This window comes from Mitsuaria sp. WAJ17, from assembly GCF_014174515.1.
Lineage (GTDB): Bacteria > Pseudomonadota > Gammaproteobacteria > Burkholderiales > Burkholderiaceae_C > Roseateles_B.
The window spans coordinates 12230-33563 of the sequence record NZ_JACJUG010000013.1 but is presented as its reverse complement, the minus strand read 5'-3'; the positions used below and the strand labels follow the sequence as shown (position 1 = coordinate 33563).

General features: G+C 67.7%; 20 protein-coding genes. 2 read left to right on the top strand and 18 right to left on the bottom strand.

Annotated elements, in window-relative coordinates; all coding sequences use genetic code 11:
* Window positions 1–9 precede the first annotated feature (9 nt).
* The 13 genes from glnL to H5407_RS12135 all read right to left on the bottom strand — a co-directional run bounded on the left by glnL (window position 10) and on the right by H5407_RS12135 (window position 14415).
* On the bottom strand, window positions 10–1101 hold the full coding sequence (glnL, locus tag H5407_RS12195) for a nitrogen regulation protein NR(II) (protein WP_183104725.1): 1092 nt from the start codon (window positions 1099–1101) through the stop codon (window positions 10–12).
* 26 nt (window positions 1102–1127) lie between these two features.
* Window positions 1128–1673, bottom strand: a complete 546-nt coding sequence (locus tag H5407_RS12190) for a hypothetical protein (RefSeq protein WP_183104724.1) — start codon at window positions 1671–1673, stop codon at window positions 1128–1130.
* Between the two features lie 162 nt (window positions 1674–1835).
* Window positions 1836–3251, bottom strand: coding sequence for a type I glutamate--ammonia ligase (gene glnA, locus H5407_RS12185; RefSeq protein ID WP_183104723.1), 1416 nt, complete (start codon window positions 3249–3251; stop codon window positions 1836–1838).
* 277 nt (window positions 3252–3528) lie between these two features.
* Window positions 3529–4323 (bottom strand): molybdopterin-binding protein, encoded by a 795-nt coding sequence (locus H5407_RS12180; RefSeq protein ID WP_183104722.1) that lies wholly within the window; start codon window positions 4321–4323, stop codon window positions 3529–3531.
* Window positions 4324–4336: 13 nt separating this feature from the next.
* Entirely contained in the window at window positions 4337–5239 is a 903-nt protein-coding gene (locus H5407_RS12175) for an EI24 domain-containing protein (protein ID WP_255501214.1), read from the bottom strand.
* Window positions 5240–5341: 102 nt separating this feature from the next.
* A complete protein-coding gene (locus H5407_RS12170; protein ID WP_183104721.1) occupies window positions 5342–6325 on the bottom strand; it encodes a sterol desaturase family protein in 984 nt (327 codons plus the stop codon).
* 27 nt (window positions 6326–6352) lie between these two features.
* Complete coding sequence (locus tag H5407_RS12165) at window positions 6353–7159, bottom strand: polysaccharide deacetylase family protein (RefSeq protein ID WP_183104720.1); 807 nt, start codon at window positions 7157–7159, stop codon at window positions 6353–6355.
* Window positions 7159–8154 (bottom strand): YncE family protein, encoded by a 996-nt coding sequence (locus H5407_RS12160; protein WP_183104719.1) that lies wholly within the window; start codon window positions 8152–8154, stop codon window positions 7159–7161. The genes H5407_RS12165 and H5407_RS12160 overlap by 1 nt, the downstream gene beginning before the upstream one ends.
* A 97-nt stretch (window positions 8155–8251) precedes the next feature.
* Window positions 8252–10636, bottom strand: coding sequence for an ATP-binding protein (locus tag H5407_RS12155; RefSeq protein WP_183104718.1), 2385 nt, complete (start codon window positions 10634–10636; stop codon window positions 8252–8254).
* Window positions 10633–11493 carry an ABC transporter substrate-binding protein gene (locus tag H5407_RS12150; protein ID WP_220800586.1) on the bottom strand — a complete coding sequence of 287 codons (861 nt, stop codon included), beginning with the start codon at window positions 11491–11493 and terminating at the stop codon, window positions 10633–10635. Before H5407_RS12150 ends, H5407_RS12155 begins: the two co-directional genes overlap by 4 nt.
* Window positions 11490–12248, bottom strand: a complete 759-nt coding sequence (locus H5407_RS12145) for an ABC transporter substrate-binding protein (protein WP_183104717.1) — start codon at window positions 12246–12248, stop codon at window positions 11490–11492. Before H5407_RS12145 ends, H5407_RS12150 begins: the two co-directional genes overlap by 4 nt.
* Window positions 12245–13342, bottom strand: a complete 1098-nt coding sequence (locus H5407_RS12140) for a diguanylate cyclase (RefSeq protein ID WP_183104716.1) — start codon at window positions 13340–13342, stop codon at window positions 12245–12247. Before H5407_RS12140 ends, H5407_RS12145 begins: the two co-directional genes overlap by 4 nt.
* A 260-nt stretch (window positions 13343–13602) precedes the next feature.
* On the bottom strand, window positions 13603–14415 hold the full coding sequence (locus H5407_RS12135) for a TIGR00266 family protein (protein WP_183104715.1): 813 nt from the start codon (window positions 14413–14415) through the stop codon (window positions 13603–13605).
* Window positions 14416–14502: 87 nt separating this feature from the next.
* On the opposite strand from H5407_RS12135, the gene H5407_RS12130 reads away from it, so the two are divergent.
* Window positions 14503–15309, top strand: a complete 807-nt coding sequence (locus tag H5407_RS12130; RefSeq protein ID WP_183104714.1) for an IclR family transcriptional regulator C-terminal domain-containing protein — start codon at window positions 14503–14505, stop codon at window positions 15307–15309.
* 144 nt (window positions 15310–15453) lie between these two features.
* Here H5407_RS12130 and phbB read toward each other — a convergent pair whose 3' ends face one another.
* From phbB to phaC, 3 genes are all read right to left on the bottom strand, one after another.
* On the bottom strand, window positions 15454–16197 hold the full coding sequence (gene phbB / locus H5407_RS12125; protein ID WP_183104713.1) for an acetoacetyl-CoA reductase: 744 nt from the start codon (window positions 16195–16197) through the stop codon (window positions 15454–15456).
* A gap of 182 nt (window positions 16198–16379) precedes the next feature.
* Window positions 16380–17561, bottom strand: a complete 1182-nt coding sequence (locus H5407_RS12120) for an acetyl-CoA C-acetyltransferase (RefSeq protein WP_183104712.1) — start codon at window positions 17559–17561, stop codon at window positions 16380–16382.
* A gap of 64 nt (window positions 17562–17625) precedes the next feature.
* Entirely contained in the window at window positions 17626–19287 is a 1662-nt protein-coding gene (gene phaC, locus H5407_RS12115; protein ID WP_404935626.1) for a class I poly(R)-hydroxyalkanoic acid synthase, read from the bottom strand.
* Between the two features lie 325 nt (window positions 19288–19612).
* Between phaC and H5407_RS12110 the strand changes: the two genes are divergently transcribed.
* The gene (locus H5407_RS12110; RefSeq protein WP_183104710.1) at window positions 19613–19909 is read left to right on the top strand and encodes a hypothetical protein; all 297 of its coding nucleotides are present in this window, start codon (window positions 19613–19615) and stop codon (window positions 19907–19909) included.
* Here H5407_RS12110 and pgeF read toward each other — a convergent pair.
* Together pgeF and maiA are read right to left on the bottom strand one after the other, a co-directional pair.
* Window positions 19841–20626 (bottom strand): peptidoglycan editing factor PgeF, encoded by a 786-nt coding sequence (gene pgeF, locus H5407_RS12105; RefSeq protein ID WP_255501213.1) that lies wholly within the window; start codon window positions 20624–20626, stop codon window positions 19841–19843. The genes H5407_RS12110 and pgeF overlap by 69 nt on opposite strands.
* Window positions 20623–21261, bottom strand: a complete 639-nt coding sequence (gene maiA, locus H5407_RS12100; protein WP_183104709.1) for a maleylacetoacetate isomerase — start codon at window positions 21259–21261, stop codon at window positions 20623–20625. Before maiA ends, pgeF begins: the two co-directional genes overlap by 4 nt.
* Between the last annotated feature and the right edge of the window lie 73 nt (window positions 21262–21334).

Below are 21334 nucleotides of genomic sequence, written 5' to 3'. Positions count from 1 at the left end.
AGGATTCCCTCAGGGCAAAGGCAGGGTGATTCGGAAGTCCGTCCGTCCAGGCTCGCTGTCGCAGTCGATCATGCCCTGGTGCTGTTGAGCGATCGTCTGCGAGAGTGTCAGCCCGAGACCCGAACCGCCTTCTCGCCCAGAGACCAGGGGATAGAAGATGCGATCGCGAATCTCAGGCGGCACGCCCGGCCCGTTGTCCTCGATATGCAATTCCAGTGCCAGGCGCCAGCGCTGCTTGCCCAGGGTGACCTGGCGGGCCACGCGGGTGCGCAGCACGATCTCTGCATCCCCGACCGCGATGCGCGGCGCCAGGGCAAGGGCGGCGTTCTGCACAATGTTCAGCACGGCCTGGATCAGCTGCTCGCGGTCGCCGCGGAAGTCGGGCAGCGAGGTGTCGTAATCGCGCCGTACCTTGAGTCCCTTGGGATACTCGGCCAGGATCAGCGAACGCACGCGCTCGCAGACCTCGTGGATGTTGACGTCCCCCACCACCACGGCCCGGCGGTGCGGCGCCAGCAGTCGATCGACCAGGGACTGCAGGCGGTCGGCCTCGTGGATGATGACGTCCGTGTACTCGGCCAGCTCGGGACCCAGCTCGGTGGGCTGCAGCTCCAGGGCCAGCAGCTGGGCCGCGCCTCGGATGCCGCCCAGGGGGTTCTTGATCTCGTGCGCCAGGTTGCGGATCAGTTCCTTGGTGGCCTGCACCTGGTCCAGGGTGCGCTCCTCGCGATCCTGCCGGGACTGCTGGGCGTTCTCGATCAGCTCCAGCAGGAGCAGGTCCGGCTGGTCGGTCTGGCTGACGATCACGTGGACGGGCAGCGGCTCCTCATGCGGCCGCAGGCCGCGCTTCAGCTGAGTCTCGAAGCGGCTGCTGGAGTAGGCGTTGCGAGACACGCCCTCCATGGCCTCGCGCAGCCGTTTGGTGTCCTCGAGCCAATCCTGGGCATGGCCCCGAGCCAGCACACGGCGCGAGAGCTGCATCTGGGTCTCGAACGCCGCATTGACATGCACGCAGGCACCATCGGGGTGCACCAGGGCCACCATGGTGGCCAGCATGTCCAGGGCGCGCAGGCCCTCGGGGTCTTGATCAATGGCAGTCATGTCGGAGTCCAGCCCCGGCATGCAGCTCAGGGCAGTTTGGTGATTTCCCGCTTGATGGCCGCGATGTCGGCCTCCTGGCGCGAAATGCTGGCCTTGAGTTCGGCCACGCGGTCCAGGTACTTCTGGTAGTTGCGCTCGTCACCGCGGCGCTCGGGCTGGCCGTTGGCATATTCCTTCTGCAGCTCACCGAGCTTGGCCTCGGCCTCACGCAGCTCGCGCTCCAGCACGCCGCGACGGTCGGAATCACGGGCCTTCTGGAGGGCCGGGTCCACCTTGGCTGCCGGCGGCCCTTCGGACACGACCTGTCCCGAGGCCGCGGTACGCGGCTTGGGCACGGATACCACCGTCACCGGCGTGCCCTCGATCGTGCGACAGCCTTTCTCCTGGGCTTCCTTGGGCGACAGGGCGTCGGTATAGAGCACCGGCGGGCCGGGGCAACGGTAGACCTGGGAGGCCTGGGCCGCATGGGTTCCCGAAGACTGGGCCGTGGCGCCGAAGGCCACGAGTCCACACAGGGCGAGCAGGCCAGACGCGACGGGGCCGCGGGACGGGGAAAAGGGTTTGCTTTGCATGCAGCGGGGCGCGATCGAAGCCATGAGCAGGCATTGTGGCGCATTCAAGGCTGATCTTCGCGCGGGATAGTCCCTTGCAAACACCCCGCAACAAAAGAAAAAGGGACGGCCCAGGCCGTCCCATTCTTTGCGAGGTTCGTGCAGAGACCCCGCACATCGCCATCACAGGGCGTAGTACATGTCGTACTCGACCGGGTGGGTCGCCATGCGGAAGCGGGTCACCTCCTGCATCTTCAGATCGATGTAGGCATCGATAAAGGCATCGGTGAACACGCCGCCCTTGGTCAGGAATGCACGGTCCTTGTCCAGGTATTCCAGGGCCTGGTCCAGGCTGTGGCAGACGGTCGGGATCTTCGCGTCTTCCTCCGGGGGCAGGTGGTACAGGTCCTTCGTGGCGGCTTCGCCCGGATGGATCTTGTTCTCCACGCCGTCCAGGCCGGCCATCAGCAGGGCGGCGAAGCACAGGTAGGGGTTGGCGCTGGGATCCGGGAAGCGGGCTTCCACGCGACGACCCTTGGGGTTGGCCACGTAGGGGATACGGATCGAGGCCGAGCGGTTCTTGGCCGAGTAGGCCAGCTTCACCGGGGCTTCGAAGCCGGGCACCAGGCGCTTGTAGCTGTTGGTGCCGGGGTTGGTGATGGCGTTCAGGGCACGGGCGTGCTTGATGATGCCGCCGATGTAGTACAGGGCGAAATCGCTCAGACCGGCGTAGCCGTCACCGGCGAACAGGTTCTTGCCGTCCTTCCACACGGACTGGTGCACGTGCATGCCGCTGCCGTTGTCGCCCACGATGGGCTTGGGCATGAAGGTGGCGGTCTTGCCGTAGGCATGGGCCACGTTCTGGATCACGTACTTCTGCAGTTGGGTCCAGTCGGCGCGCTCGACCAGGGAGCTGAACTTGGTGCCGATTTCCATCTGGCCGGCGTTGGCCACTTCATGGTGATGCACTTCGACGGGGATGCCCAGCGATTCGAGGATCAGGCACATCTCCGAGCGCATGTCTTGGCCGCTATCGACCGGGGGCACGGGGAAGTAGCCGCCCTTGACGGTGGGACGATAGCCGCTGTTGCCGTGCTCGTATTCCTTGCCGGTGTTCCAGGCGGCTTCTTCGGATTCGATCTTGAAGAAGCAGCCAGACATGTCATTGGCCCAGCGCACGGAGTCGAAAATGAAGAACTCGGGCTCGGGGCCGAAGAAGGCGGCATCGCCCAGGCCGGAGGCCTTCAGATAGGCTTCAGCGCGCTTGGCCAGAGAGCGGGGATCGCGCTCGTAGGCCTTGCCGTCTGCCGGATCGATGACGTCGCAGGTCAGGATCAGGGTCGGCTCTTCAAAGAAGGGATCGATATTGGCCGTGTTCGGGTCCGGCATCAGCAGCATGTCGGAGGCTTCGATGCCCTTCCAGCCGGCAATCGACGAACCGTCGAAGGCGTGGCCCGACGAGAACTTGTCTTCATCGAAGTGAGACACAGGCACGGACACGTGCTGTTCCTTGCCACGGGTATCGGTGAAACGGAAGTCGACGAACTTGACTTCGTTCTCCTTCACCATCTTCATCACATCAGCGACGGTCTTGGCCATCAATCACTCCTAGCGGGTAGCAGGTAGGGGGGTCTCGGAATTCGGCGGGCGCTGCGGCTGATCGGAAGCCGACGGCGCATGCACCAAAACCAGAGCAGGTTTCGTGCCAAAGCGTGGCGTGGCGGCCTTCGCCTGGCGCGGCGGTGGCCCAGCCCGGTGCACAGGCCCTGGCGAGGCGGGATTATGCGCCGCCAGCCCTGCGACGCCGTGACGCCGATCCACAAGCGTAGATTCATCCGTCAGAGAGCCGCACCATTGTGGTTCACGACACCCCGCATCATCGCACCAACTCGGTGCCGATGGATGCACCAATTTGGATGAGACCGGTTTTCAGGGCGTCGAAGGCGGCGTCCAGGCCCTCGGCCTCGCCCTTCACGCCCAGTTCCACATGGCGCCCCCACCGTGGATGGTCCACGCTGGGCAGGCTGAAGACCTTGATGCCCGGGAAGGCCGCCTCGATCTGCAGCATGAGGGGCGTCAGCGCCGCTTCCAGCGCCCCGGGCAGGATCACAGAGCGCTCCCGCACGCGCTGCGCCCGGTGCAGCTGCGGGTAGCGGGTGTCCAGCACCCATTCCATCATCGGGTGGGCCATCACCGGAAAGCCGGGCACGAAGTACACATCGCCCACGAAAAAGCCGGGGATGCGGTTGTAGGGATTGGGGATGAGGCCCGCCCCTTGCGGGAACTCACCCATCTGGAAGCGGCGCTGGGTGTCCTCGGACTGCTCGTCCGCGGCGGCGCCCTGCTCCCGGGCCATCTCCTGGATGCGCTGCCAGATGAGGGCGCGTGCCTCGGGATGCAGGCACAGCGGCCGGCCCAGCGCAGCGGCGGCGGCCTGGCGGCTGTGATCGTCCGGCGTGGCGCCGATGCCGCCGCAGCTGAAGACCAGATCACCGCTGGCGAAGGCCTCGCGGAACACCGCTGTCTGGGCCTCGCGGTCATCGCCGATGTAGCGCGCCCAGGCCAGGCCCATGCCGCGGGCGCTGAGCCGTTCGACGCAGGCGGCCAGGTGCTTGTCCTGCCGCTTGCCCGACAGGATCTCATCGCCCACGATGATCAGTCCGACCCGCATGGCGCCCCTCCCCTCACTGCGGCGGCAATTCAGGCGCGACCGCCAGCGCCGGGGGCGGCATCTGGCCCGGCGGTAAGGGGTCGAGGAGATCACCGGGCGCCTCGGTCGCACGCGACTGCCTCAGCTCGTGCAGAGCCTGCAGGCAGTAATGGGCGAACCACAGGGAGCTGAAGGCGAAGACCAGGGTGTAGAGGAAGACCGAAGCCAGGATAAGGAAGGGGGCCAGCGCCAGGCTCAGCACACCGAAGGCCCAGATGGCCGTGGGGGCCGCCCCCAGGAAGCCGGTCAGCAGGCCCAGGCCCAGCAGGGGCAGCTTGTGCTCACTGAGGATGCGCCGCCGCTCGATGCGCGAGGCATGCTCGGCCAGCACGTCGAAGGCGAAGACCCGGTAGCCCAGCCAGCCCCAGATCAGCGGCGGCAGGAACAGGGCCAGAGGCGGGATCAGCCAGAATGGCATGCTCAGCAGCAGGGCCAGCAGCGCCAACAGGGTGTGGCCCAGGGACCAGGCCACGCTCAGCCAGAAGGGCGCACCCTTTTTGTGTTCCAAGCCCGGGAAACGACGCTGGGCGACCAGATTGCTCATGGCCGGCGTCATGAAGACGGCCACCAGCAGCAGGCTGAAGACCAGCAGCGCCGGCACCGCCACGGCCAGCAGCACCAGGGGCGCGATGGCGGTGCGCAGGCCCTGCAGGCCGACGTGGTCCAGCCAGGTCAGCACCGTCTCGACCAGGCGCCAGGATTCCAGGCTGGCCCGCACGCTGTCCAGGGCTGGCTCCCAGAAGAAGTACATGAGCCCCCCGGCCAGCGGCCCGGCGATCAACAGAGGCAGCAGGGACAGGCCGATGACACGCGGATGCAGGCAGTAGGCCGCGGCACGCCAGAAGGCATCGGCCAAGCGGGACAGGGTGCTGAGCATGGATCTCCTCAAGAGGCAGCGCCCGGCCTGTTGCCGGGTCCGCTGGGGTGACCAGCATAGCAAGGCCGCCGGCGCGCTCGCCGTGCCAGCCGTCAGGGTGCCTCAGCCTTGGCGTCGCGCCGGGCGCAGGGCTGCGGCCAAGCGCTTCAGGCCCAGCCACTGCTGCGCCCAGAAGCCGCGGCCGTAATCCCGGCCACCTTCCTCGGGGAGCTGGTCTCGCACGCCAGTGGGGTCGTAGCGCAACTCGAAGTTGGCCGTGCCGAACAGCACGTCCCAGACCGGGAAGAGCACGGCGAAGTTGTGCCCGCCCAGCGTGCCCTTGCCGTCGCTCTCATGCCCGATGCCGATGGAATGGTGCAGTCGATGGAAGCGTGGGCTCACGAAGGCCCGCTCCAGCACCGGCCCGAACCACAGGCGCACATTGGCATGCTGCAGGTTCTCCATCAGCTGCGAGAAGGCGAGCACGGCCACGAACTGCCCCGGCTCCACGCCGATGAAGCGTGCCAGCAGCACAAAGAAGACATCGCGCAGCACATCGTCCAGCAGGTGGTTGCGGTTGTCGCTCCACATGCTCATGGAGCGCTGGCTGTGGTGCAGCGAATGCAGGGCCCACCACCACTCGAACTGGTGCTGGGCGCGGTGCAGCCAGTAGTTGAAGAAGTCGAAGACCAGCAGGTACAGCAGGAAACTGACCCAGGGCAGGTCGGTGATGCCCGGCCACAGCGCGTCCAGTTGCCAGGTGGGCAGGCCTGCCAGGCGCATCTCGCCCGAGACCATGTCCAGCACCGGGTCCAGGCTGAAGAACATGGCCAGGCGGAAGAGGCCCAGGCGGTGGATCAGGGTGTAGACCATGTCCACGCGGACGGCGCGGCGGTCCTGCTGCGGCTCCACCGGCCGCCAGCGCTCCAGGCTGCGGATCAGCGCCAGCATCAGCAGCACCTGGATCAGCCCGACCAGCAGCCAGCCGGTGCCGTCATAGGCCTCCTCCAGGCGATTGCCCAGGCCCAGGGCAAAGCCCAGGGGCTGGACGACGAGCTCGAACAGCCACTGCTGGGCCAGCGCGAAGAAATCAGTGAACCAGTCCATGCATGCTTGCCTGCGAGGTCTTGGGGGTCAGGGCTTGCGTGCGGCCAGAGGGCGCTCGGCGCTGCCTCCGCGCATCAGGCCGGCGTAGCGCGGATGCTCGCGAAGGGGCGCGAAGCAGTAGCCCTTGTCCTTGAGGCCCTTCATCAGCGGCTCCAGCACCGCCGGCGCCCAGGCGTCCTGGCGCGACCAGATGCCCAGGTGGGCCATGAGGATGTCGCCCGGCTTGACGTTCTTCAGGGCGCGGCTGAGCAGCTGATCGTTGGGATAGCGTTCCGAGGGCAACTCGTCCCCCAGGAAGCCCGCCTGGCTCCAGCCCACATGGCTGTAGCCGCAGGCCTTGGCCGCCGCCAGCAGGGCCGGCGAGGTCCTGCCCGCCGGCGCGCGGAAGATGGGGTCCAGGCGGCGCCCGGTCATCTCGGTGAAGCGCTGGGCGGTCTTGTTGAGTTCCTCGCAGTACTCGGCCGCACTGAGATCGCGCATCTTCGGCGCCTCGACGCCGGCCTGCACCTTCATGCGGAAGCGCCCGTCCGGCAGGTCCTCCATCCAGATGTCGTGCGACCAAGTGTGCGAGCCGAAGTCATGGCCTTCCGCCGCGCGGGCTCGCCACCAGGGCGCCCACTCCTCGTCCAGCGTGCGGCCGTCCGACAGCGTGGGCTCGTTGGCCAGGAAGAAGGTGGCCTGCGCGTCATAGCGCCTGAGCAGGTCCGCCACCAGGGGCGCGACGCCCATGTGGCCGGTGTCGAAGCTCAGGAAAACCGGCTTCTCATCGGGTTTGCAGGCGGCCTGGGCCGCCAGGGCGGCGGCCATGGCCGACGCCACCATCCACTGCTTCATCACTGCCTCGACACATGGTCCAGGGTCCAGACCCCGTGCGGCGACTTGCCCACGTTGACCTGCTTGACGACCTTCTTGGTCTGCAGGTCGATCATGGTCAGCTTGCGGGCCCAGCGGGAGGTCACGAGCAGGGTCTTGCCGTCCGGCAGGATCTCCATGTCATCGGGGCCGCCGGGCGCCTTGAAGGTCTCGACGACGGTGAACCCCTGCAAGTCGATCTTGCTGATCGTATTGTTGGCACGGTTGCTGACCAGCACATGGCGTTTGTCGCCCATGGAGCGGAAGCTGTGGGCGCCCTCGCCCGTCAGCAGTCGCCTGACCAGCTTGGGCGCTGGGCCGCTGACGTCGTAGACCTCCACATGGCTGTCGCCGGTCAGGGCCACCAGCAGGTGCTTGTCGTCCTGGGTCAGGAAGATGTCGGCCGGCATCTTGCCCACGGGCACTTTCCAGCGCGGCGCCTGTGTGTTGAGGTCGATGGCGGTGATCTCGTCCGAATCCTGCAAGCTCACGTAGACCACGGTGCTCTTGGTATCGACGTAGAGATGGCTGGGCGTCTTGGGCGCCGGGATGCGCTTGACCAGTTGCAGGGGCTCCTTGACGTTCTGCGGCTGCCAGCGGTACAGGGCGATGTGGTCCAGGCGATTGCCCGCGGTGATGAACCACTTCATGTCCGGCGAGAAGCGCAGGTGGTAGGGGTCGGTGATGCCATGCAGCACGCGCTGCACCTGGGCTGTGACCGGGTCGATGAAGGTCAGCGAATCGCCCAGGGCGTTGGCGACGATCATGGACTTGTCGTCAGGCGACAGGTACAGGTGATGCGGCTCCTTGCCCGTGGGGATGCGGCGCAGCTGGGTGAAGCTCACCGGATCAATGACGCTGATGTCGGCGTCCAGCGAGTTGAGAACGAACAGCGGATGCGGAGCGGCCTGGGCCGGGGCCAGGGCCGCGCCAGCCAGGAACGCCAGGGCCAGCAGCGGCCGGCAGAAACGGGACATGAGAATTCCTTGAACCGGGGGCGGCAATCGGCGCCGCCATCACCCTCAAGTGTATGCGCCCGCCCCTTCGCGACCGCCGCGGGCGCCCTGAGCTGGATCAAGTCGCCGGCGTCGCGTCGGCGGTGCTGCGCGCATAGGGCAGACTCACCTGGAAGCAGCTGCCCACGCCCGGCGTCGAGCTCACCTCCACGCGGCCCTGGTGCTTGGCCACGATCTTGCTGACGATGTCCAGCCCCAGGCCGCTGCCCAAGCCGATAGGCTTGGTCGTGAAGAAGGCGTCGAAGATGCGCGGCAGCACTTCGGCGGGAATGCCTGCCCCGCTGTCGCGGATGCTCACCACCACTTGCCGCCCGTCGGACTTCACGGCGATCTCCAGCCGCCCACGGTACTGCATGGCCTGCAGGGCGTTCTGGATGAGATTGGTCCAGACCTGGTTCAGCTCGTCCGGCCAGCACAGCAGGGGCTCGACGGGCTCGTAGTGCCGCACCAGCTCCACGTGCTGCTTGATCTGGCTGTGATAGATGGTCAGCACCGTCTCCAGGCCTTCGGTGACATCCGCCATCACCGGGTCGCTGCCGGCGTCGAAGCGCGAGTAGGCCCGCAGCGCGAAGACGATCTTGGCCACGCGATCGACCGCTGCATTGATGTTCTCGGCATTGCGCGCCACCGCCGAGAGGGCGAAGACCGCCCTCGCCAGCGCCAGGCCGTCCTCGCCGCGCAGCAGGGGCAGACAGTCGGGCAGCTGCGCCTCGATCTGCATCTGCGCCAGCAGGCCGGCCAGTTCCTCGGCCTGCGGCACCTGCTCGGCCTCCAGGCGCTCCAGCAGGCGGCGCTGCAGGGCCCGCTCCTCGCGGCTGGACAGCACCGCAGTCGCGGCGCCAGCCAGCTCCATCAGTTGGCGGAATTGGGTCAGGCGCTCAAGGTCCAGGCGCTGCATCAGCTCGGGCAGGCCACCCAGGCACTCCTGCAGCGAGGCCAGGATGTTGCGTGCGCTGGCCTTGACCGCGCCCAGCGGGGTGTTGATCTCGTGGGCCACGCCCGCGACCAATTGGCCCAGTGCCGCCATCTTCTCGGACTGCACCAGCTGCCCCTGCGCCTGGCGCAGCTCGCGCAGGGTGCGGTCCGCTTCCTGGCGGGCCGCCTCCTCCGCCGCATAGGCCGAGGCATTGGAGAGCGCGATGGCGGCAAAGGCCGCGGTAGAGCGCAGGATCTCGCGCACCCGCTCGCGGGCCTGGTAGGCCTCAGCCTGATAGGACTGCACGATCACCACGCCGCGGCGCTCGCCATGCACCTCCAGGGGCCGAAACAGGGCGGAACGCACAGCATTGCGGGTCGCGATGCCCTCCGGCAGCGGCGCCAGCGCGGCCTGCTCGTCATCGACGGCGGTCACCTCGGCCTCCGCGAGGAAGCTGCGCACGGTGTTCCAGCGCAGGTCGTCCAGCGGCATGAGCATCTGCGCCGCCCGCTGGCCATCCTCCACGTAATAGACGAGGCGCAGCGCGCGGCCGTCCGGCTCCAGCAGGGCCACGCCGAAGCCGTCCAGGGGCAGCAGCTCGGCCAGGTGCTTGTGCAGGGTGTAGCAGATGGCCTGCTGATCCAGGCTGGTGGTGAGCTGCAGGCCGATGTCACCCAGTTGGCGCAGCGTGGACGCCGAGCCCGCCAGCGCTTCGTTGGCCTGGGACAGCTCCGCGGTGCGCTCCTGCACAGCCTCGGCCAAGTGGTCGCGGTGCCGGGCCAGCTCGTTCTCGTAGGCCTGTTGCTGGGCCAGATAGTCCGAGAGATTGGCCTGCAGCAGGTTGACGCCCGCAACCAGTTGGCTGAGCTCGTCGCCGCGTCCGCCGCGGCGGCGCAGGGCCAACGGCGTGTCCAGCCGCTCCGGAGCCAGGGCCGCCAGGTGGCTGGCGATGCGGCGCACATGGACCGTCACCGAACGGTTGAACATCAGCATGATGAAGCCCGCCAGGGCCAGGGACTGGATCAGCTGCGTCAGCACGATGTTGAGGGTATCGGCGCGCAGACGCCGCCACAGTACGCGCTCGTCGCCATGCAGCACCAGCTCGCCCAGCATCATGCTGGCCTGGCCGGAAAAGGCCTGGTAGCTCAGCGGGACCACGCGCGACGGCGCCACGCTGGAGGCCTGCCAGCCCGGCTTGCAGACCTCGGCCAGCAGGTTGCCGCCCTCGTAGCTCTCTCCCGAGGGGCGCACCTCGATGCACCCGATGGACTCGACCTGCGCCGCACTGCGCAGGTGCACGGCCAGGCCGTCGCGATCGACCTCCCAGATCACCTTGGCGAGCGTGTGCTGGTAGACCTGCTCCATCAGCACCAGCTCGTTGCTCATGCGGGCAATGCCCTCGCCCCAGGCAATCCAGGTCCGAACGCCCACGGCCAGCAGGGTGAAGAGCGCGCAGAAGGCCAGAGTGGCCAGCACCAGCTTGCCGCCCAGGGTAGCTGGTCCGTGCAGCGCGGGGCGGCGCATCATCGGCGGCCTCCGCGCCCCTGGGCCATCAGCGCCCCGGCGGGCTCCACGCCCTCGCGCCAGCGCTGCAAGATCTGGTCATAAAGCCCCGAACGCTTCACCTCGTCCAGCGCGGCACGGAAGCGCTCCACCTGGGCGTCGGAGGTCTTGTTGCCGAAGGCCATGTACCAGGCAGAACCGAGTTCCGGCAGGGCCAGCGACTTGTGCAAGGCCCGGTCCGGGTCGTCGCCGCTGCGCCGAGCGATGTAGCGCGCCGCCAGCTCGGTCATGATCCACAGGTCCACGCGGCCGCGACGCAGCTTGTCGTAGTTGTGCTCATAGCGGACGCTGGACTGCAGGTTGAGGCCCTTGACGAAGCCGCGGGCCTCGAGGAACTGCTCGCCGATGTCCTCGTTGACGGTGGCCACCTGGTAAGGTCGTGCCTCCTCCAGCCGCCGCAGGGTGACGGGATGGCGGGCATGCGAGAACAGGTAGAAGTCCGTCGGCGCGATGGTGCCCACCCACTTGAAAAGCGCCTCCCGCTCCGCGCTGCGCCCGATGGAATAGACCAGCACGTCCTTGTTCAGCCGCGCCAGCTCGTAGGCCCGGGCCCAGGGCATGGACTGGATGGGCACCGACAGCTGCAGCTGCTGCAGTACCGCCTGCACCACCTGCGTCGACAGGCCCGTCATGCCCTGCGCCCCGCTGGCGCTGCCAAAGTTGTAGGGCGGCAGCTCCTCGGTGACGATGCGCAAGCCCTCCTCGGTGGGAGCCCCCTGGCGTCGAGGGTCGGCGCGCGATGCGGCCGACCATCCCAGCGCGGTGCACAGGGCCATGAACTCGCGCCGCAGCAGGCTCGCTGTTGCGCGCGTGCGGCTCACGGCTCCTCTCCCATCATCTGTTGGAGCTGCCCCTCGCGGCGCAGGGCTTCGTAGGCCTTGCGCAAGGCCTGTATCTTGGCCACCGGGGTGCCGCGGCTGAAGGCCATGTAGGCCGAGACGTCCAGCTCCGGCAGCGGCAGCACAAGGCGAAACTGGGCGCAGTCCAGGCCCATCAGCCTGCAGTTCTCGGCCAAGTCGCGGGCACCCATGGGGACCAGGTCCACCTGCCCGCGCCGCAGCTGGCGCAGCGTCTCCGAGATGTCCGAGGACACCACCAGGCGGGTGAAGCCCAGGGCCTTGAGCCGCTGGTGCCGCACGTCGTCACGCACCACACCCACGCGCAGATCGCGGGCATCGGCCATGCTGTGAAGCTGCAGGTCCTCGCGCGCCTTCAGGCCGTAGAGCCTGTACCGCAGCCGCAGCAGTTCGCCGACCCATTCGAACAGGGGCTCGCGCTCGGGCGTCCTGGCCAGCAGGTAGATCAGGACATTGGGTTCCTTGAGGGCCATGTCGTAGGCCCGGGCCCAGGGCACCAGCATCGACTGGTAGGGCTGCAGTCCGGCCCGCCGCAGGCTCAGCTCGACGAAGGCCACCGAATTGCCCTTGAGCTGCCCCTGCTCCATGTAGGCATAGGAGGTGGGCTCGGTGACGGCCACGACCTGCGGCGGCGCCGGCGGGGCGGCCAGGGCCACGGAGCCGCCGAAGGCACCCAGCGCCCACGCGAGCAGCCCGGCGCGCAGCAGGTCGGGCTTCATTCGCGCACCGGCAGGGAGGAGACCGCGGCTTGAGCTTGAGCTTGAGCTGGCGGCGCCAGCCCCAGCTCCACGCGATTGCGCCCGCGGCGCTTGGCCTCGTACAGCGCGGCATCGGCGCGGCTCAGCAGCGTCTGCAGGGTGTCGCCTTCGCTGAGCGTCGCCACGCCAAAGCTGGCGCTGCGACAGCCCAGCCCCTCGAAGACATGCCCGGCCAGGGTCACCCGCAGCTTCTCAGCCAGGGCCAGCCCGCCATCGGCGCCTATGCCAGGGCAAAGCAGGAGGAACTCCTCGCCGCCCCAGCGGCCGACCAGATCATTGGCGCGGATCTGGGCCCCCATCAGAGACGCGAAACGCCGCAGCACCAGGTCGCCTACCGCATGGCCGTGGCCGTCGTTGACCTGCTTGAAATGATCGACGTCCAGAATCACCACGGTCATGGGCTGGCCGTAGCGCTGCGCGCGCTCCAGCTCCTGGGACAGGGCCTCGTCCAGGGCGCGCCGGTTGGGCAGTCCCGTCAGGGCATCGGTGACAGACAGGCGCTCCAGGGCCAGGCTCTTCTGCTCTAGCTCCTTCTTCTGAGCCTCCAGCAGGGCAGCCCGCTTGCGCAGCTCGGCCGTCTGCGCGCGCACCTGGGCATCCAGTTCCTGATTGGCGGCCTCAAGGGCCAGGCAGTAGCGCTCCAGTTCCCTGGACTGCTGGAAGGCTGTGAGGGCGCCGCGCGTGGTCATCACGATGTCGTCGTGATCGAAGGGCTTCTCCAGGAAGCGGTAGAGATTGGCGTTGTTGATGGCGCTCTTGATGCCCCCCAGGTCGCTCTGACCGGTCAGCATGATCTTGAGGCTGTCCGGCCAGCGCTGATGCACCTCGGCCAGCAGGGCATCGCCGCGCATGCCGGGCATGATGTAGTCGGAGATGATCACCGCCAGGCGGCGGCCCTGCCCGCCCAGCTCCTCGATGAGTTCCAGCGCTTCCTCGCCGCTCTCGGCGATCTCGATCTGGCGCCCCGGCTTGAGCCCCAGTTGCTGGGACAACAAGGCCCTGAGCGCATGCAGCAGCGTCAGGTCATCATCGACACAAAGTACGACACTGTCCATTCGCCCCCCATCGACTCGAGCGCAAGACCTGGCACCACGGCACAAGGCCGGGACGACATGCCAGCCGCCGCTTGCCCTCGTCAAGGGGCACATCAGGCGGTCAGATCAGTCTAGCGCGCCGGCCGGCCCTGCGGCAGGGCAATGTCCCGGGAGCAGGGCTCAAGCCGGCATCAGACGTCGCCCTGCCGGCACGCCGGGCGAGGGCCGGGCGAGGCCGGGCTACGAAGCGGTGGCTCGAAGGGGCGGGGCGAAGGGGCAGCTTATTCGTCGTCGCCGCCCAGGATGGAGCCCAGCACACCGCTGGCACCAAAGCCGCCCAGCAGGGAGCCCTCCTCCTTGCGCCCGCCGTTCTGCGGTGCTGCGGCGAAGATGCGCGAGGCCAGACGCGAGAAGGGCAGGCTCTGCAGCCAGACCTCGCCTGGGCCAGTCATCTTGGCCAGGAACAGGCCCTCGCCGCCGAACAGCGCGGTCTTGATCTTGCCCACGTACTGGATCTCGAAGTTGACGCTGGGCGTGTAGGCCACCACGCAGCCGGTATCGACCAGCACAGTCTGGCCAGGCTGCAGGGTGCGGCGCACCACGGTGCCGCCGGCATGCACGAAGGCCATGCCGTCGCCGTCCAGCTTCTGCATGATGAAGCCCTCGCCGCCGAAGAAGCCGGTGCTGAGCTTCTGCTGCACGGCGATGCCCAGGGACACGCCGCGTGCCGCGCACAGGAAAGCGTCCTTCTGGCAGATCAGCGTGCCGCCGAGCTGGCGCAGATCCATGGGCAGGATCTTGCCCGGGTAGGGCGCGGCGAAGGCCACGCGCTGCTTGCCGCTGCCATTGTTGGTGTAGACGGTGGTGAAGAGCGACTCGCCCGTGATCAGCCGCTTGCCTGCGCCCAGCAGCTTGCCGAAGAAGCCGCCCTGGTTGGCTCCGCCGTCGCCGAAGACGGTGTCCATGGCGATGCCGGAATCCATGTACATCATGCTGCCCGCCTCGCCGATCGCGGCCTCGCCGGGGTCCAGCTCGACCTCGACGAATTGCATTTCCGCGCCCTTGATCTCGTAGTCCACGACATCCATTGCCATTGCCAGTCCTCCTCATAAAAACCTTGGCCCGGCGATGTTAACGAATGCAAACCCATTTGCTTCGGGGCACTGCCTATACTGCGCCGCATGGACGAGTCGACGACGCAGCCCAGGGGGGAGCCCGCACTGAAGCCGGGGGACAGCTATGTGCAGTCCTTCGCGCGCGGCCTTTCCGTCATCAGGGCCTTCAGCGCCGAAGCCTCGGCACAGACGCTGACCGAGGTCGCCCGCCGCTGCGGCCTGACCCGCGCCGGCGCGCGCCGAATCCTGCTGACCCTGGAGACCCTGGGCTATGTGCGCACCGAGGGCCGGCTCTTCTCCCTGACCCCCAAGATCCTGGACCTGGGCTTTGCCTACCTGTCCTCGCAGCCCCTGTGGCAGTTCGCCGAACCGGTGATGCAGGTGCTGGCCAGCGACCTCAAGGAAAGCTGCTCGGCGGCGGTGCTGGAGGGCCAGGACATCGTCTATGTGCTGCGCGTGCCCGCCCGCAAGATCATGAGCGTGAACCTGGGCGTGGGCAGCCGCCTGCCGGCCTGGTGCACCTCCATGGGCCGCGTGCTGCTGGCCGGCCTGCCGGACGCGCAGTTAGACCAGCACCTGGCCCAGGTGAAGTGGCAACCCTACACCCAGCGCACCGCCATGAACCTTGACGAGGTCCGCACCCGCATCCTGCAGGCCCGCATGCAGGGATGGTGTCTGGTGAACCAGGAACTGGAGGACGGCCTCGTCTCCCTTGCCGCCCCCATCACAGACCGCCAGGGCCAGACCATCGCCGCCCTCAATATCGGCGCCCAGGTCAACCGCACGCCGCCCGAGGCCCTGCTGGAAAACACCCTGCCCCGCCTGCTTGATTCCGCCCGCAGCATCTCCCGCCTGCTCCAGATCAAGACCTGACCCCGGGGACGTCCGCCCGGCTCCGCAGCCCCCCCTGGAGGGCTGAGGTCGGACACAAACGCCTTGGCGTTTGTGCCGACCGAAGGGCCAGACCTCTGGTCTGGCGCGACCTGCAAAGCCGGCGGAGCCGGTAGGGGGGGGGGATCAACCCATATGCAATCCGCCATTGCAGGAAAAGTCCGCACCGGTGGTGAAGCCAGAGTCCTCGCCGGCCAGCCAGGCGACGATGGAGCCGATCTCATCGGGGGTGCCCAGGCGCTTCACGGGGATGGTGGCGACGATCTTCTCCAGGACCTCGGGCTTGATGGCACGGACCATGTCGGTGCCGATGTAGCCGGGGCTCACGGTGTTGACCGTCACGCCCTTGGAGGCAAGCTCCTGTGCCAGGGCCATGGTGAAGCCATGCATGCCGGCCTTGGCGGCCGAGTAGTTGGTCTGGCCGGCCTGGCCCTTCTCGCCATTGACGGAGCTGATCTGGATGATGCGGCCCCAGCCCTTCTCCACCATGCCCGGCACGACCTGCTTGGTCACGTTGAACATGGAGTTGAGGTTGGTATCGATGACGGCCTTCCAGTCGTCGGGCGTCATCTTCAGGAACATGCGGTCCCGGGTGATGCCGGCGTTGTTGACCAGCACGTCGATGGTGCCGTGCTCGGCGATGGCATTGCCGAAGGCGGCAACGGTCGATTCCCAGTCGGCCACGTTGCCGACGGATGCGTAGAACGTATAGCCCTCGGCCTTCTGCTCGTCGAGCCACTTCTGGAAGTCACGGCTCGGGCCGCAGCCCGCGATGACCTTGTAGCCCGCGTTGTGCAGCTTGCGGCAGATGGCGGTACCGATGCCGCCCATGCCGCCGGTGACGTATGCAACTTTTTGTGATTGAGTCATGTGAATCTCCTTCGCCTCCATGGCTGTTCAGGGGAGCCCGGTGTCGGCGCCGCGTCCTACGCGCCATCCGGGCTGCTGTTGTCATTCGAAGAAGACGCGCATTACCGGAACCCCAGGCTCGCCCAGCCCCCGGAAGGGGTCAAGCGGGTTGGCCCTGAGCGTCCCCTGAAATCCCTCCCGGGTCAACGCTCCACGCAGAGCGCCACACCCATGCCGCCGCCGATGCACAGCGAGGCGATGCCCTTCCTGGCATCACGACGCTGCATCTCGTGCAGCAAGGTCACGAGGATGCGTGCACCCGAGGCCCCGATGGGGTGGCCCAGGGCGATCGCACCGCCGTTGACGTTCACCTTGGCCATGTCCCAGCCCATCTCCTGATGGACCGCGCAGGCCTGGGCCGCGAAGGCCTCGTTGATCTCAAGCAGGTCCAGGTCCTGCGGCGTCCAGCCGGCGCGCTGCAGGGCCTTGCGCGCGGCGGGCACCGGGCCCATGCCCATGGTGGCCGGGTCCAGGCCCGCGCTGGCATAGGACGCGACGCGCGCCAGCGGCGTCAGGCCCAGGGCCTTGGCCTTGTCGGCGCTCATCAGCAGCAGGCCGGCGGCGCCGTCGTTGAGGCCGGAGGCATTGCCTGCGGTGACCGAGCCCGCCTTGTCAAAGGCCGGACGCAGGCCGGCCAGGGCCTCGGCATGGGTCTTGCGATTGATGAACTCATCCGCGTCGAAGACGATGGGATCGCCCTTCTTCTGCGGCAGGCTCACCGGCACGATCTCGTCCTTGAAGCGGCCGGCATCCTGCGCCGCGGCGGCCTTCTGCTGCGAGCCCAGGGCCAGTGCGTCCTGGGCCTCGCGGCTGATGGCGTACTGCTTGGCCACGTTTTCGGCCGTGATACCCATGTGGTACTGGTTGTAGACGTCCCAGAGGCCGTCCACGATCATGGTGTCCACGAGCTTCCAGTCGCCCATGCGCTGGCCCTCGCGCGAGCCGGGCAGCACGTGGGGCGCCAGGCTCATGTTCTCCTGGCCACCGGCGATGATGATCTCGGAGTCGCCGTCGCGGATAGCCTGGGCGGCCAGCATCACCGCCTTGAGGCCGGAGCCGCAGACCTTGTTGATGGTCATGGCCGGCACGGCGTGCGGCAGGCCGGCTTTGATCACGGTCTGGCGCGCGGGGTTTTGGCCCGAGCCGGCAGTCAGCACCTGGCCCAGGATCACCTCGCCCACCTGCTCGGGCGCCACGCCAGAACGGCGCAGCAGCTCACGCACCACGGTGGCGCCGAGCTCAGGGGCGGCGGTCCTGGACAGGCTGCCGCCGAACTTGCCGATGGCGGTGCGCGCCGCGGCGACGATGACGATCTCGGTGCTCATGCGGAATTCTCCAAAAGAAGGAATGAGGCAGGCAGCGCGCCAGGCGCCGCCTTCCATGCGGGGGTCAGGCCTTTTGCTTCACATAGCGGCCCGGGGCCGGCTCGATGGCCTTGAACTGGCGGTTGCCCGGCGCCTTGGGCGCCGCCTTCATCGCGCCGGCATGGCCGGCCAGCCAATGCGACCAGTCGGTCCACCAGGAGCCGGGGTGCTCGACAGCCGTTTCCAGCCATTGCACGGCCTCGGCAGGCAGGGCCGTGCTCTTGCCGGTCCAGAAGCTGCGCTTCTTCTTGGCCGGCGGGTTGATCACGCCGGCGATGTGCCCCGAGGCGCCCATCACAAAGCGCTTCTTCCCCTTGAAAACCTGGGTGCTGCGATAGGCGGCCTCCCAGGGCACGATGTGGTCCTCGCGCGAGCCGTAGATGTAGATGGGCGCCTCGATGGCGCCCAGGTCCAGGCGCTCGCCGCAGACGCTCAAGGCGCCCGGCTTCTTCAGCTCGTTCTGCAGATAGGTGTGGCGCAGGTACCAGCAGTACATGGGCCCGGGCAGATTGGTGGAATCGCCGTTCCAATAGAGCAGGTCGAAGGCCGGCGGCGCCTCGCCCTTGAGGTAGTTGCCGACCACATAGTTCCAGACCAGGTCGTTCGGGCGCAGGAAACTGAACGTGGTGGCCAGTTCCTGGCCCTTGAGCAGGCTCGGGCCCTTGGGGGCGTCCGGGCCAATGCTCATCTCGCGCATGCGCACCGAGCCCTCATCGACGAAGAGGTCCAGCACGCCGTTGCTGGTGAAGTCGATGAGGGTGGTCAGCAGGGTCAGGCTGGCCGCTGGCTGCTCGCCGCGCGCCGCCAGCACCGCCAGCGCCGTGGCCAGAATGGTGCCGCCCACGCAGAAGCCCAGGGTGTTGATCTTCTTGCTGCCGCTGATGGCCTGCACCGTGCGGATGGCCTGGATGGCGGCCTGCTCGATGTAGTCGTCCCAGGTCCAGCCCTTGCAGGACTCATCAGGGTTGCGCCAGCTCACGACGAAGGTGCGGTGCCCCTGCTCCACGGCGTAGCGGATCAGGGAGTTGTCCGGCTGCAGGTCGAGGATGTAGAACTTGTTGATGCAGGGGGGCACCATCAGGAAGGGCAGCTCGTGCACTTCCTTGGTCAGGGGCTTGTACTCGATCAGCTGAAAGAAGTCGTTCTCGAAGACCACATCGCCTGCGGTTGTCGCCACATTGCGGCCAACCTCGAAGGCCGATTCGTCCGTCTGCGAGACATGGCCGCGCTGCATGTCTGCCCACAGCAGCTGCATGCCGCGCGCGATGCTCTCGCCCTGGGTCTTGAGGGCCAGCTGCTGTGCCTCGGGGTTGAGGGCCAGGAAGTTGCTGGGCGCCGACGCATCGACGAACTGCTGGACGGCGAACTTGATGCGCGCACGGGTCTTGTCGTCCCCCTCCACCTGCTCGGCCATGCGCTGCAGGGTCTGGGCATTGAGCAGGTAGAGCTGGGCGGTGAAGGCCGCCACGGGATTGCTGCCCCAGGCCTCGCTGGCAAAGCGTCTGTCGGGCAGCTTGGCGGGATGAGCGGCGGAGGCAGTAACGGCCTGGTTCCACAGGCCGCTGGCCTGGCTGAGATAGTCCTTCTGCAGGGCTGCCCAGGCATCCACGGGGATCTTCAGGCCGGCGAAAGTCTTCATGGCCTCGCCCAGCCCCGTCTGGAAGTCGGCCGCCATGTGTTCGGCCATCTTGCCGGCGGCCTCAGCGGCAGCGCCCAGGGAGAAGGGATCGGTGGCGGATGCGGCGCCCGCATCCTTGCTCTTGGAATTCATGTATCTCCTCGCGGAATGAACGGCCGCTGGTTCAACGCCGTCCATGACAGTCTCGCACCAGGGGCCGGGACCTCGGTCCGGGCCGCATGCCGGGGAGCTCACCTCTTGAGCCAGCCCTGCAAGCATACCTAGGCAAGAAGCTTGCCACAGTCCTTGTTGTACGCTTGAAAACTTACCTTCTTATGACGCTCGTGAATCGAGGATCGCGAGGCAAGCCTCCCGCCCCCGTTTCCCCTCTTCCATGTACCTCATCGCGATCGCCTGGCTCTACGTTGCCCTCATGATGGCCCTGGCCGAAGCCAGCAGTCCGCAGGGCAGCATCTTCGGTGCCCTCATCACGTTCCTGCTCTACGGCGTGGCGCCCATGGCCCTGGTGCTCTACCTCGTCGGCACGCCGGCGCGGCGCAGGGCGCGGCACCTGGCCGAAGCACAGGCGCAGGCTCAAGCCGTGAGCGAGCCCGCCTCCGACTCAGGCCAGGGTGACGGCCGCCACCATGCGCCCGCTGAGCCGCTCCCGCCGGTAGGAAAAGAACCGTGAGGGATTGCTCCAGGTGCACCAGCGGCCGCCGCTGAGGCGCGACACACCTGCCGCGCGCAGCCGCAAGGCCGCCAGGGCCGGCAGATTGGCTCGCCAGCGCGGCTCGCCCGCCGCGTTGGGCTGGTAGCGGAAGAGCTGGCCCTGGGCCGGGCCGAGGTCCGCCCGCGGCTCAACGCCAAAGGCCTCCAGCACATCGGCCCCCACCTCGAAAGCCTCCGGACCGATACAGGCGCCCAGCCAGGCCTGGACCTCGCCGGGCTCGCAGGCCGAGGCCTCGCACAGGGCCTGCACGGTGTTCTCCAGCACACCGTCCGCCAGGCCGCGCCAGCCCGCATGCGCCCCGCCGACCGCCTTTGGTGCAGCGAAGAGCACCGGCAGGCAGTCCGCCACCTGGATGGCGCAGCCCAGCCCCGGGATGGTGCTGATGCAGGCATCGGCCTTGGGCACGCGGGCCTCGGGCCGCGCCCACTCGGGCTTGAGCGCCAGCACCTTGCTGCCATGCACCTGGGGCAAGAAGACCAGCTGCGCGCCAAGCGCCTCGGCCACGCGCCGCCGGTTCTCCTCGACGGCCGCGGGTTCGTCCTGCACCGCCGAGCCCACGTTGAGGCTGGCGTAGGGGCCGGTGCTGACGCCGCCGGCCCGCGTGCTCATCAAGGCGCGCACCTGGGGCGCCTCCCACTCGGGCCGGATCCAGTCGGGGTGGATCGCCAGGCTCATTCAGCGTCCGGGCAGGCCGAGGGCTGAGTCTTGGCGAAGGCGTCAAGCTTCATGCAGGCCTCGTGGATGCGCATCACGGTGGGCACATGATCCAGGCGGGCCTTGAAGCGCTGGGCATTGAAGACCTGGGGCACGAGCAGGCAGTCCGCCATGCCGGGGGTATCACCGAAGCAGAAGAGGCCGGCGCGCCCCTCGCCCACCAGGCGGCGCTCGACCACCTCCAGCCCGGTCTCCACCCAGTGGCGGTACCAGCGGTCCTTGTTCTCCTCGCTGACGCCCAGCTCCTGGGTCAGGTAGCGCAGCACGCGCAGGTTGTTGAGCGGGTGGATCTCGCAGGCGATGTCCTGCGAAAGCGCACGGACATAAGCGCGATCCAGCGCCTCGCGCGGCAGCAGGGGCGGCTCGGGATGGGTCTCGTCCAGGTACTCGATGATGGCCATGGACTGGGTCACGCTGGCTTCGCCGTCTCGCAGCAGGGGCACCAGGCGCGAGGCCGACACGGCGGCGTAGGACTCCTTGAACTGCTCATTCTTCGCCAGGTGCACGCTGCGGTAGTCGTAGTCCAGGCCCTTGAGCGCCAGGGCGATGCGCACGCGGAAGGAGGCGGAGGAGCGGAAGTAGTTGAAGAGTTCCATGATGGTTCGCAAGGCAGATGATGAGGCCGCAGAGCCGGAGTACAGCCAGGGGCCGATCCCGGTATGTTGCCAC